General features: G+C 56.2%; 11 protein-coding genes and 2 tRNA genes. 2 read left to right on the plus strand and 11 right to left on the minus strand.

Annotation, left to right across the window (positions count from 1 at the left end):
- Positions 1–45 precede the first annotated feature (45 nt).
- From infB to rlmE, 11 genes are all read right to left on the minus strand, one after another.
- On the minus strand, positions 46–2,742 hold the full coding sequence (infB, locus tag GWQ29_RS03040) for a translation initiation factor IF-2 (RefSeq protein ID WP_005317521.1): 2,697 nt from the start codon (positions 2,740–2,742) through the stop codon (positions 46–48).
- Positions 2,743–2,762: 20 nt separating this feature from the next.
- Positions 2,763–4,265, minus strand: a complete 1,503-nt coding sequence (nusA, locus tag GWQ29_RS03045; RefSeq protein WP_005317524.1) for a transcription termination factor NusA — start codon at positions 4,263–4,265, stop codon at positions 2,763–2,765.
- A 14-nt stretch (positions 4,266–4,279) separates the two neighbouring features.
- Positions 4,280–4,738, minus strand: a complete 459-nt coding sequence (gene rimP / locus GWQ29_RS03050; protein WP_005317527.1) for a ribosome maturation factor RimP — start codon at positions 4,736–4,738, stop codon at positions 4,280–4,282.
- A 166-nt stretch (positions 4,739–4,904) separates the two neighbouring features.
- Positions 4,905–4,981 (minus strand) — tRNA-Met (locus GWQ29_RS03055).
- Positions 4,982–5,073: 92 nt separating this feature from the next.
- Positions 5,074–5,158 (minus strand) — tRNA-Leu (locus tag GWQ29_RS03060).
- Between the two features lie 9 nt (positions 5,159–5,167).
- Entirely contained in the window at positions 5,168–5,494 is a 327-nt protein-coding gene (secG, locus tag GWQ29_RS03065) for a preprotein translocase subunit SecG (protein ID WP_265463004.1), read from the minus strand.
- A complete protein-coding gene (gene tpiA, locus GWQ29_RS03070; RefSeq protein WP_169047559.1) occupies positions 5,495–6,259 on the minus strand; it encodes a triose-phosphate isomerase in 765 nt (254 codons plus the stop codon).
- A gap of 131 nt (positions 6,260–6,390) precedes the next feature.
- Complete coding sequence (gene glmM / locus GWQ29_RS03075; RefSeq protein ID WP_099994132.1) at positions 6,391–7,725, minus strand: phosphoglucosamine mutase; 1,335 nt, start codon at positions 7,723–7,725, stop codon at positions 6,391–6,393.
- Between the two features lie 17 nt (positions 7,726–7,742).
- On the minus strand, positions 7,743–8,588 hold the full coding sequence (folP, locus tag GWQ29_RS03080) for a dihydropteroate synthase (protein WP_275918733.1): 846 nt from the start codon (positions 8,586–8,588) through the stop codon (positions 7,743–7,745).
- A 62-nt stretch (positions 8,589–8,650) separates the two neighbouring features.
- Positions 8,651–10,600 carry an ATP-dependent zinc metalloprotease FtsH gene (ftsH, locus tag GWQ29_RS03085; RefSeq protein WP_169047557.1) on the minus strand — a complete coding sequence of 650 codons (1,950 nt, stop codon included), beginning with the start codon at positions 10,598–10,600 and terminating at the stop codon, positions 8,651–8,653.
- Between the two features lie 45 nt (positions 10,601–10,645).
- A complete protein-coding gene (gene rlmE / locus GWQ29_RS03090) occupies positions 10,646–11,275 on the minus strand; it encodes a 23S rRNA (uridine(2552)-2'-O)-methyltransferase RlmE (RefSeq protein ID WP_005317545.1) in 630 nt (209 codons plus the stop codon).
- 97 nt (positions 11,276–11,372) lie between these two features.
- Between rlmE and yhbY the strand changes: the two genes are divergently transcribed.
- Together yhbY and GWQ29_RS03100 are read left to right on the plus strand one after the other, a co-directional pair.
- Positions 11,373–11,669: a ribosome assembly RNA-binding protein YhbY gene (gene yhbY, locus GWQ29_RS03095; RefSeq protein ID WP_005298134.1), complete on the plus strand. Its 297-nt coding sequence runs from the start codon at positions 11,373–11,375 to the stop codon at positions 11,667–11,669.
- A gap of 104 nt (positions 11,670–11,773) precedes the next feature.
- Positions 11,774–12,367: a PilZ domain-containing protein gene (locus GWQ29_RS03100; RefSeq protein WP_275918734.1), complete on the plus strand. Its 594-nt coding sequence runs from the start codon at positions 11,774–11,776 to the stop codon at positions 12,365–12,367.
- The last annotated feature ends 9 nt before the right edge of the window (positions 12,368–12,376 follow it).

Consider the following 12,376-nt stretch of genomic DNA (forward strand, 5'->3'; position numbering starts at 1 on the left):
GCGATAAAAGGGGGCCGCAGCCCCCTATTTTGTCTAACTGTCGGCTTACAGAGTCCGTTGAATTTCAATGGTCTCGTAAACTTCGATCTGGTCGCCTTCGCGTACGTCGTTGTAGTTCTTGACCGCGATACCACACTCGTAACCGTTGCGGACTTCGTTGACGTCATCCTTGAAGCGACGCAGGGATTCCAGCTCGCCTTCATAGATAACCACGTTGTCACGCAGAACACGGATACGGTTGGAACGCTTGACCACACCTTCGGTAACCATACAGCCGGCAACGGCGCCGAACTTCGGTGACTTGAAGACGCTACGCACTTCAGCCAGACCGATGATCTCCTGACGATACTCAGGAGCCAGCTTGCCGCTCATGGCCTGCTTCACTTCGTCGATCAAATCATAGATGACGGAGTAATAACGCAGATCCAGGCTCTCGGATTCGATGACCTTGCGCGCAGAAGCGTCGGCACGGACGTTGAAGCCCACCAGGATGGCGCTGGAAGCCGCAGCCAGAGTGGCGTCGGTTTCGGTGATGCCACCAACACCCGAGCCCACGATCTTGACTTTGACTTCGTCGGTAGAGAGCTGGACCAGCGCATCGCAAATGGCTTGCACTGAACCCTGTACGTCGGCCTTGATCACCACGTTCACTTCGGACACTTCGCCCTCGGTCATGTTGGCGAACATGTTTTCCAGCTTGGCCTTCTGCTGGCGAGCCAGCTTGACGTCGCGGAACTTGCCCTGACGATAGAGCGCCACTTCACGGGCTTTCTTCTCGTCACGTACAACAGTGGCTTCGTCACCGGCAGACGGCACCCCGGACAGACCCAGGATTTCCACCGGCAGGGACGGACCTGCTTCCTTGATCTCGCGACCCAGTTCGTCACGCATGGCACGAATACGACCGTATTCCAGACCACACAGTACGATGTCGCCCTGGCGCAGAGTACCTTCTTGTACCAGCACGGTGGCAACCGGACCACGACCCTTGTCCAGGAAGGACTCGATCACGACGCCGCTGGCCATGCCATCGACTACCGCTTTCAGTTCCAGTACTTCGGACTGGATCAGGATGGCTTCCAGCAGATCGTCGATACCTTCGCCTGACTTGGCAGAAACATGGACGAACTGGCTATCGCCACCCCAGTCTTCTGACATGACGTTGTAACGGGCCAGCTCGGTCTTGACGCGATCCGGATCCGCTTCAGGCTTGTCGATCTTGTTGACAGCAACCACGATGGGTACTTCAGCCGCCTTGGCGTGCTGGATGGCTTCGATGGTCTGCGGCATGACGCCGTCATCGGCAGCAACAACCAGAACGACGATATCGGTCGACTTGGCACCACGAGCACGCATGGAGGTAAACGCAGCGTGACCCGGAGTATCCAGGAAGGTGATCATGCCACTGTCGGTTTCGACGTGGTAAGCACCGATGTGCTGGGTAATACCACCGGCTTCGCCAGCAGCAACCTTGGCTTTACGGATGTAGTCGAGCAGCGAGGTCTTGCCGTGGTCGACGTGGCCCATGATGGTCACGACAGGAGCACGGGACTTGGCTTCGGAGGTCTCGTCACGATCGGACAGTACCGCCTCTTCCAGTTCGTTCTCACGGCGCAACACCACCTTGTGACCCATCTCTTCGGCGACCAGCTGGGCAGTCTCCTGATCGATCACCTGGTTTATGGTGGCCATGGCGCCCATCTTCATCATCGCCTTGATGACTTCAACACCCTTGACGGCCATCTTGTTGGCCAGTTCGGCTACAGTGATGGTTTCGCCGATGACAACGTCACGGTTAACCACAGCTGCGGGCTTGTTGAAGCCGTGCTTCATGGCGTTGGGCATGGCCATCTTGCCGCGCTTGCCTTTGCGGGCACGCGGGTTGCGGGAGTCGCGATCGTCTTCACGACGACCGGCCTTTTTCGGGGCCTTGACCGCTGCAGCAGCCGTGCGACGGCTGGTCTCTTCCTTCCGGTCCAACTCGTCTTCTGCGGCTTGCGCATGCTTGTTGGTGGTCAGATGATAGTCACTGCTCTCTTTGGCGCGAGCAGCTTCTTCTTCAGCCCAGCGAGGGCCGTTCTGTTCCGCCATGAGACGAGCCTCTTCGGCTTTCTTGGCGGCGAGTTCTTCTGCTTTTTGCAAAGCTGTTTGTTCCTGTTGGCGCTTCAGTTCTTCTGCTTCGCGCTTGGCCATCTTTTCTGCCTCTTGCTGAGCTGTGCTACTGGCTGCTTTGGCGGGCTGTGGAGCCTGTCGAGCCTTTGATTGTGCCTCGATCCGCGCCTTTTCCTCAGCTTCACGACGAGCCTGCTCAGCCTCACGGCGAGCCTTCTCTTCAGCATCGAGACGAACCTTGTTCTCGGCCTCGCTACGAGCTTTTTCTTCTGCTTCCAAACGCGCTGTTTCCTCGGCTTCCGCCTGGCGCTGTTCATCTTCCAGCGCCGAGCGTTTTACATAGGTGCGAGTCTTGCGCACTTCAACCTGCACTTCCTTGTTCTTGCCGCCAGTCCCCTGAACACTGATGGTGCTCTTGGTCTTGCGCTGCAAAGTCATGCGGGCTGGTGCGGTGAGCTCGTCACCTCCATGCTGTTTTTTCAAGTGAGCCAGAAGAGTCTGCTTTTCAGACTCGCTGACGAGGTCGTCGGCCTTGCTCTTGCTGATACCGGCATCGACAAACTGCTGGAGAAGACGATCAACCGGCGTGTCGATGTCAGTGGCAAGTTGTTTGACTGATACTTCTGCCATTCATTTTCCTCCGTTTGATCTTATTCAGACTGCTCTTCTCCGAACCAACAGATATTGCGAGCAGCCATAATCAGCTCACCGGCTTTCTCAGCGGTCAGCTCTTCAATGTCGGCAAGGTCGTCGATACCTTGCTCTGCCAAATCTTCCAGGGTGCCGACACCACGCGCGGCCAGGGCATATGCCATGTCGCGACCGAGGCCAGCCAGATTGAGCAGGTCTTCGGAAGGCTCTACGCCGTCCAAGGATTCTTCTTTGGCCAGGGCCTTGGTGGTCAGGACATCCTTGGCACGCTTGCGCAGCTCTTCCACCATGTCTTCGTCCAGACCGTCGATGGCCAGCAGCTCATTGACGGGTACGAAGGCGATCTCTTCCAGAGTCGAGAAGCCTTCTTCCATCAGCAGACCGGCGAAATCGTCGTCGATGTCCAAGGCGCTGGTGAACAGGGTCAGGATGCGATCGTTCTCGGCCTGGTGCTTGGAGCGCATGTCCTCGACGGTCATGACGTTCAGCTCCCAACCGGTAAGCTGGGAAGCCAGACGCACGTTCTGACCGTTGCGACCGATGGCCTGGGCCAAGTTGGCGGCTTCCACGGCGATATCCATGGTGTGGTTGTCTTCATCCACTATGATGGAGGCCACATCGGCTGGCGCCATGGCATTGATCACGTATTGTGCGGGGTTGTCATCGTACAGCACTATGTCGGCACGCTCACCGCTCAGCTCGGCAGAGACAGCTTGCACACGAGCACCACGCATGCCGATACAGGCACCGATTGGGTCGATACGACGATCGTTGGTCTTGACAGAGATCTTGGCGCGGGAGCCCGGGTCACGGGCGGCGCCCATGATTTCGATCATCTCTTCACCGATTTCCGGTACTTCGATGCGGAACAGCTCTTTCAGGAAGTCCGGGCTGGAGCGGCTGACGAACAGCTGGGAACCACGGGCTTCTGGACGCACGGCGTAGAGCAGACCACGAATACGGTCGCCCGGACGGAAGGTCTCGCGCGGCAGCATGTCGTCACGGAAGATCACGGCCTCGGCATTGCTGCCCAGATCCAGGATCACGTTGTCACGATTGCTCTTCTTGACCACACCGCTGATGATGGTGCCTTCCTTGTCCTTGAACTGGTCAACGACTTGGGAACGCTCGGCTTCGCGCACTTTCTGCACGATAACCTGCTTGGCGGTCTGGGTGGTGATACGATCGAAGGTAACAGAGTCAATCTGATCTTCTACATAGTCACCGAGCTGGATCTCGGGCTGCTCGATCTGAGCGGCTTCGAGGGTGATTTCACCGTACGGGTTCTCCATTGCAGCCTGATCGGCCACAACAACCCAGCGACGATAGGTTTCGTAGTCACCGGTCTTGCGATCGATTTCAACCCGAACTTCAATCTCGCCTTCATATTTTTTCTTGGTCGCAGTCGCCAGCGCAGTCTCCAGAGCCTGGAAAATCTTCTCGCGGGGTACCGCCTTCTCGTTGGATACAGCGTCAACGACCAGCAAAATCTCTTTATTCATATCCGATAGCCTCGTTAACCAAAGTTCGGCACTATGTTCGCTTTTTGGATATTGGTGAAAGCCAACACGTCGTCCTTACCATCTACTGTCAGGGTGATCATGTCGCCTTGCACAGCTTTGATTACGCCTTTGAACTTGCGGCGGTTATTTGTTGCCATCCGCAGCTGCACTGCCGCCTCTTGGCCAACGTATTTTTCGAACTGGGCAACCTTGAACAGCGGACGATCCAGACCAGGGGAGGATACTTCCAGGAAGTATTCTTCTGTGATGGGATCTTCGACATCCATGATGGCGCCAACCTGATGGCTGACTTCAGCACAGTTTTCGACAGTCACTCCATTCTCGCCGTCGATAAAGACACGCAAAGTGGAGTGGTTACCCGCGCGGATAAACTCAATACCCCAAAGTTCAAAACCCAAGGCAACGACCGGAGCCTCGAGCAGATCGGTCAAACGTTGTTCCAACGTAGCCAAAGTCACCCTCCGAAAAACAAAAAAAGGGCATAAAGCCCAGATAGATATCGATTCAGAAGAAATCGCACATAACAAAAAGCCCCGATGTCAAATCGGGGCTTGGCGCTTTACCCTGATTGTCGCCTCGCAGCGACCGCCTTCCTGAGCGTAGGAAATGCGTGAAATTTGGTTGCGGGGGCCGGATTTGAACCGACGACCTTCGGGTTATGAGCCCGACGAGCTACCATGCTGCTCCACCCCGCGTCCGAAATCGTGCGAGATTATAGCCAGTTCATTCTCTTCATACAAGACTGAGCGACTATAATACACCCGGTTACCCGAGTTCACTGCTTAATTGGTGCCGTGGGCGGGACTCGAACCCGCACACCCTAGAGCACTACCCCCTCAAGATAGCGTGTCTACCAATTCCACCACCACGGCAAAACTCACTTATTGGGGAACGTCAGTATCTTTGTTTACTGGCGTTTTGGTCTGCTCAACCTGTTCGGTTTGTTGCAGATTTTCCCATTCACTACCCTGTTTTACCTTGTGGCTGGACATAGAGCCAAGCACCAAACTAATCAGAAAGAACAGAGTAGCCAAAACTGCTGTTGTTCGGGTCAGGAAACTGCCTGAACCACCGGAGCCGAATACGGTATTCGATGCCCCTGCGCCGAAGGAGGCGCCCATGTCAGCCCCTTTACCTTGCTGAATCATCACCAGACCAATCAGAGCCAGTGAAACCAGCAGATAAACGACTAAAAGAATTTCGTACATTTAACTTGCACCCTTTGCCGCTTCAACAATTCCTAAAAACGTCTTGTCATCGAGGCTTGCTCCACCAATCAGACCGCCGTCAACGTCGGGCTGGGTAAACAAATCTCTCGCATTGGTCGGTGTCACGCTCCCACCATAGATGATTCTAACTTTCTCACCTATTACCGGAGTATCCTCCGCCAAGCGACCGCGTATAAAGGAATGAACCTCTTGTGCCTGCTCGGGTGTGGCGCATTTACCTGTACCTACAGCCCAAATCGGCTCGTAGGCGATGATAGCATTATCGAAAGCCATCGCGCCATTTTTCTCTATGACGATGTCCAGCTCTTCAGCGATCACCTCGAAGGCTCTTCTCGCTTGCCTCGCTGCACCTGACTCACCCAAACAGAGGATGGGGATCAAGCCTGCCGCTCTGGCTGCCGCAAACTTCTCTGCGACGATAAAGCTGGTCTCACCAAAGAGACGCCTGCGCTCGGAGTGCCCTACCAGTACGTAACGACACCCTGCCTCAACCAGCATCTCACACGAGACTTCACCCGTATAAGCGCCTTGTCGGTGCTGACTCACATTCTGAGCCCCCAACTTCATTACCTTTTGCTCGTTGAGCAGTGCGGCGGTGAAGTCGAGATGCACATGGGATGGACACAAGACCACATCTACTTGTTCATCAATACCTTTCAGGCATTGGCCAGTAAACTGCTCTAGCTGCGACCTACTACCGTGTAACTTCCAGTTGGCTGCTACAAACGGCTTGCGATGTCCCATCGGCAACTCCCTTGCGAAAGCGGGGCTGATAATATCCAGAGGATTGTCAGCTGACAAGTGCTATTTTTGAATTTTCGAATCGTTTGAACAAGATACAACCAGGGCGGCTAAAAAGCCGCCCTTTTTGTTCATTAAAACGCCGATTCAACCTGTTGTGCAATGCGCTGGGCCATGTCGCGCACCTGTTGCTCATGTTCACCTTCCACCATGACCCGGATCAGGGGTTCGGTGCCGGATTTACGCAGCAATACGCGACCACGGCCGGCCAGCTCCTGTTCCACCTTGGCGACTTCCTGGTTGACGGCGTCAGCCGCCAGCGGATCCTTGCCCTCGGCGAAACGGACGTTCACCAGCACCTGCGGGAACTTGCTCATGCCGGAGCGCAGCTTGGCCAGCGGCATCTCGGCGGTGCAGATGGCCATCAGCACCTGCAGGGCGGCGACGATACCATCCCCTGTCGTGGTCTGATCCAGGCAGATGATGTGACCTGAGTTTTCACCCCCGATACGCCAGCCCTTCTCATTCATCATCTCCAGCACGTAGCGGTCACCCACTTTGGCCCGGGCAAACGGGATCCCCAGGGTCTGCAACGCCAGCTCCAGGCCCATGTTGGCCATCAGAGTACCGACCACACCGCCTTTGAGGCGGCCGTTACGCAGGGCATCGCGGGCAATGATGTAAAGGATCTCGTCACCGTCAATGATGTAGCCGGTGTGATCAACCATGACCAGACGATCGCCGTCACCGTCGAAGGCCACGCCCAGGTCTGCCTTGCACTCCAGCACCTTGGCCGCCAGCGCCTCGGGAGCGGTAGAACCGACCCCGTCATTGATGTTGAGACCATCCGGGCTGCAGCCGATGGCAATCACCTCGGCGCCCAGCTCGCGGAAGACGGAGGGGGCTATGTGATAGGTTGCACCATTGCCGCAGTCGACCACCATTTTCAACCCTTCCAGACTCAGATTGGAGGGGAAGGTGCTCTTGCAAAACTCGATATAGCGGCCAGCAGCATCCTCGATACGCACGGCTTTGCCCAAATCGGCTGACTCGACACACTTGATCTCGTGATCCAGCTCGGCCTCGATAGCCATTTCCACATCATCCGGCAACTTGGTACCGTCAGCGGAGAAGAACTTGATGCCGTTGTCATAGAAGGGATTGTGTGAGGCGCTGATGACGATACCGGCCTCGGCACGGAAGGTGCGGGTCAGGTAGGCAACGGCCGGGGTGGGCATGGGGCCCATCAGAATAGCCTTGAGGCCGGCAGCGGAGAGGCCGGCTTCCAGTGCGGATTCCAGCATGTAGCCAGAGATGCGGGTATCTTTGCCGATCAGCACTTTCTTGGTGCCCTTCTTGGAGAGCACCTTGCCTGCTGCCCAACCCAGCTTCATCACGAAATCAGGGGTGATCGGAAATTCGCCAACCTTGCCGCGGACACCATCGGTGCCGAAATACTTTCTTGCCATTATCTGTTCTCGTTTTTTTATTTGGATATGAAATCTTGTCCCGTCATTACCATCCAGCCGGCGCGCAGGGCATCCATGGTCTCTCGCACATCGTGCACCCGGATGATCCGGGCGCCATGTTGCATCCCGATCAGCGCGCAGGCCAGGCTGCCGGCCAACCGATCATCAACCGGTCGGCCAAGCAGGTGGCCTATCATAGACTTTCGCGACATCCCGACCAAGAGCGGAAGCTGGTAATCGAGCAACTTGCTCTGCTGTGCCAGTAGTTGATAGTTGTGTGCCAGCGTCTTGCCAAAGCCGTAGCCCGGGTCCAGCAACAACTGCTGGCGCCGTATCCCGGCGGCCAGACAGGCGGCAATACGCTCATCGAAGAAAGCCCTCACCTCCCCCAGCAGGTCATCATAATGGGGTTCGGCCTGCATGGTTCTCGGCTGGCCTTGCATGTGCATCAGACACACTGGTACGTCAGCTTCTGCGGCAACCGCCAGGGCGCCGGGTTCAAGCAGCGCCCTGACATCATTGATGAGATGGGCCCCAGACTTGCAACCTTCGCGCATCACGGCAGCCTTGGAGGTATCGAGGGATATCATCACATCCAGCTCGGCGACCAGCCGCTCGACCACGGGGATCACCCTGTCCAGCTCTTCCTGTTCGTTCACGTCAGGGGCGCCAGGACGGGTCGACTCGCCACCAATATCGATAAGTGTTGCCCCGTCAGAGACCATCTGACGCGCATGGACCATCGCCCGTTCAATCTGATTGAAATGACCGCCATCGGAGAAGGAGTCTGGGGTAACATTGAGGATCCCCATGACATGGGGGCGTTCGAGGGAGAGGCTGAGCCCTTTGCTGATTAGCTGCATCTTCACTTCCATTTGCACAAAGAAAAACCCCGGGACCAGCCCGGGGTTTGCATCATTACAATTTATTTGGCCGGGAGATCATTGGCCTTGTCGATATCGACATCAGCCACCTGCTCGACCTCGGTCACAGCTGGTTTGGCATCCTCTGCGACAGTGGTACCACCTGACGGGGTATCGCTGTGCTCATCATGCCAGTTGCTCGGAGCACGCACCTCGCGACGGGCCATCAGATCGTCGATCTGCTTGGCGTCGATGGTTTCGTACTTCATCAGCGCATCTTTCATGGTGTGCAGTACGTCCATGTTGTCCAGCAGGATCTGCTTGGAGCGGGCGTAGTTGCGATCGATAACCTGCTTGACCTCTGCATCAATGACTCGCGCGGTGTCGTCGGACATGTGCTTGGCCTTGGCCATGCTGCGACCGAGGAACACTTCGCCGTCTTCTTCTGCATAGAGCATGGGACCGAGACGCTCGGACATGCCCCACTGGGTCACCATCTTGCGGGCGATGTCGGTCGCACGCTCGATATCATTGGACGCACCGGTCGAGACCTTCTCGGCACCGTAGATCAGCTCTTCCGCCAGACGACCACCGTACAGGCTGGAGATCATGGACTCCAGGTGCTGCTTGGAGTGGCTCCAGCGATCCTGCTCGGGCAGGTACATGGTCACACCCAGCGCACGACCGCGCGGTATGATGGAAACCTTGTAGACAGGGTCATGATCCGGCACCAGACGACCTATGATGGCGTGACCCGCCTCATGGTAAGCCGTCATCTCCTTCTCGGACTCCTTCATCACCATGGAACGGCGTTCCGCCCCCATCATGATCTTGTCCTTCGCCTTCTCGAACTCGGCCATGGAAACCACACGGCGGCTCTCACGGGCAGAGAAGAGCGCAGCTTCGTTGACCAGGTTGGCGAGATCAGCACCGGAGAAACCCGGAGTACCACGTGCAATCACGGCTGCATTGACATCATCTGCCAATGGCACCTTGCGCATGTGTACTTTCAGGATCTGCTCGCGACCGCGCACATCCGGCAGACCGACCACAACCTGACGGTCGAAACGACCCGGACGCAGCAAGGCTGGATCCAGTACGTCAGGGCGGTTGGTGGCAGCGATGACGATGACGCCTTCATTACCTTCAAAACCATCCATCTCGACCAGCATCTGGTTCAGGGTTTGCTCGCGCTCATCGTGACCACCGCCGAGACCGGCGCCACGCTGGCGACCGACCGCATCGATTTCATCGATGAAGATGATGCAGGGGGACGACTTCTTGGCCTGTTCGAACATGTCACGTACCCGGGAGGCACCGACACCCACAAACATTTCGACGAAATCAGAACCCGAGATGGTGAAGAAAGGCACCTTGGCCTCGCCCGCAATGGCCTTGGCCAGCAGGGTCTTACCGGTACCGGGAGGACCTACCAGCAGGACGCCGGTCGGGATCTTGCCACCCAGTTTCTGGAACTTGCTCGGATCGCGCAGATAGTCGACCAGCTCTTTCACCTCATCTTTGGCTTCATCGCAGCCTGCGACGTCAGCAAAAGTGGTCTTGATCTGATCTTCGCTCATCAGGCGAGCCTTGCTCTTGCCAAACGACATGGCACCCTTGCCACCGCCGCCCTGCATCTGACGCATGAAGAAGACCCAGACACCGATCAGCAGCAGCATCGGGAACCAGGAGATGAAGATAGAGGTCAGCAAAGACGGCTCTTCCGGCTTCTCACCCATCACTTTGACATTGTGATTGAGCATGTCGTTGAGCAGCTGGGGATCCGGCGCCGGTATGATGGTGGTGAAACGTTCACCAGTGCGCTTGACGCCATTAATGACCTTGCCATCCATCCGCACTTCACGGATCTGCTCTTGGGTCACTTCTTTAACGAAGCTGGAATAGTCCAGCTGGCGACTGGTGGTATCGCTGGGGCTGAAGCTATTGAACACCGACATCAACACGACGGCGATGACCAGCCACAGGATTAGGTTTTTCGCCATGTCACTCAAATCAATGACCTCGCAGACTGACAGTTAACGATGAAGGTTAGGGTACTACAGTTTAAAACCGGTAGCCACAATGTAGACTTCTCGTGAACGAGCACGAGACGAGTCTGGTTTACGAATCTTGACAGCAGAGAAAAGCTTACGAATTTCATTGAGATAGGCATCGAACCCCTCTCCCTGGAATACCTTCACCACGAAGCTGCCATTAGTGCGTAGCACTTGATTGCACATGTCGAGCGCGAGCTCGATCAGGTACATGGCGCGGGCCTGATCCACCTGTTGGGTGCCACTCATATTGGGCGCCATATCAGACATGACCACGTCCACCTTGTCCGGACCAACACGGTCCAGCAGGGCGCCGAGTACAGTCTCCTCCCGAAAGTCCCCTTGCAGGAAATCGACACCGGCAATGGGATCCATCGGCAAAATATCACAGGCGATGACTCGCCCATTGTCACCCACCTGCTCAACGGCGAACTGGGACCAGCCACCCGGGGCGGCCCCCAGATCCACGACCGTCATGCCGGTGCGAAGCAATTTGTCCTTGCCCTGAATTTCATCAATTTTGAAAACAGCGCGGGAACGCAGCCCCAACTTCTGGGCTTTTTTGACGTATTGATCGTCGAAATGTTCTTTTAACCAGCGGGTTGAGCTGGGGGAACGTTTTTTCTGGGTCATGATTATCGACTTTAAAAAACCACAAGGGTTATTAGTATTAAGGGCTAAGTGGGGGTAGAATACGCCCCTTTCAACCCTGACTTATGAAGAAATTGCCATGATTCTCAACAATAAACAGAAACAGTACCTCAAGGGCCTTGCCCACAGTCTGAAGCCCGTTGTCCTCTTGGGTCAACATGGCCTGACCGAAGGTGTACTGGCCGAGATCGATCTGGCGCTGAACCACCACGAGCTGATCAAGGTTAAGGTTGCGTCTGAAGATCGTGAGATGAAACAACTGGTTATGGATGCAATTGTCCGTGAAACCGGCGCGGTCAAGGTACAGAGTATCGGCCACGTGCTGACTATCTACCGTCAGGCCAACGAGCCGAAAATCCAGCTGCCTCGCAAGTAACAGGAAAGAGCCTCGCTCTTTCCTTCATTTCCCTTCTTCCCAAGTCGCTTGCCAAAGTAGTCGCCAGGCCCTTAACCTGCGATGAATACTCCTGGATACCCGCTATGGATCACCATCAGATTCTCACCGAAGATGAACTGGCCATGCTACGGGACTTGGGGAGCGATCAGGAGATGGCCGCCGGACAATCCCTGAGCGGTTATCTCGCCACTCCCTTGCTCGGACTGTTGCAACGCGCCGATCAACTGGTACTCGAAGCCCGCTTTGCCGGGCATCAACTCCGCTTTCCGCTGCGCTTCACTCAGGGAGACGATGGCTTTGTCGAACCACGCATCGCAGCGCCCGTCATCAAGGAGCTGGGTTACCCCCATCTGCGCGCCTGGCGCCTGGATGAAAAGGCCCGCTTCAAGGTGGCCGAAACCGAATGTCTGGTACACAGTCTGTCGCTGGATGGGCTTGTCGTGGAAGGCTTGCCGACCAAACTGACCGTCGGCACCACTCTCAGCGGTACCCTGCTCATTCATGAACTGGCCCCGCTCCCCCTCTGCGCCGAGCTGGTCAGGCATATCCATCAGCGCAATGGCGTACAGGGCTGGGCACTCCACTTCCAGATGGCCAAGCCGGACCTGGAACGACTGCGAAGCTGGATGTTCCAGCGCCATCAGGATGCGTTCACCCAGGCTTACCAACCCCGCTAAATACAAACA

This window comes from Aeromonas sp. 2HA2, assembly GCF_029237345.1.
Taxonomy (GTDB): Bacteria; Pseudomonadota; Gammaproteobacteria; order Enterobacterales; family Aeromonadaceae; genus Aeromonas; species Aeromonas salmonicida.

What these genes read in the sequence shown, in the direction of transcription:
- nusA (WP_005317524.1), bottom strand. Translation starts at nt 4,265, where the DNA reads ATGAATAAAGAGATTTTGCTGGTCGTTGACGCTGTATCCAACGAGAAG.
- GWQ29_RS03100 (WP_275918734.1), top strand. Translation starts at nt 11,774, where the DNA reads ATGGATCACCATCAGATTCTCACCGAAGATGAACTGGCCATGCTACGG.
- tpiA (WP_169047559.1), bottom strand. Translation starts at nt 6,259, where the DNA reads ATGGGACATCGCAAGCCGTTTGTAGCAGCCAACTGGAAGTTACACGGT.
- secG (WP_265463004.1), bottom strand. Translation starts at nt 5,494, where the DNA reads ATGTACGAAATTCTTTTAGTCGTTTATCTGCTGGTTTCACTGGCTCTG.
- infB (WP_005317521.1), bottom strand. Translation starts at nt 2,742, where the DNA reads ATGGCAGAAGTATCAGTCAAACAACTTGCCACTGACATCGACACGCCG.
- rlmE (WP_005317545.1), bottom strand. Translation starts at nt 11,275, where the DNA reads ATGACCCAGAAAAAACGTTCCCCCAGCTCAACCCGCTGGTTAAAAGAA.
- glmM (WP_099994132.1), bottom strand. Translation starts at nt 7,725, where the DNA reads ATGGCAAGAAAGTATTTCGGCACCGATGGTGTCCGCGGCAAGGTTGGC.
- folP (WP_275918733.1), bottom strand. Translation starts at nt 8,588, where the DNA reads ATGCAGCTAATCAGCAAAGGGCTCAGCCTCTCCCTCGAACGCCCCCAT.
- yhbY (WP_005298134.1), top strand. Translation starts at nt 11,373, where the DNA reads ATGATTCTCAACAATAAACAGAAACAGTACCTCAAGGGCCTTGCCCAC.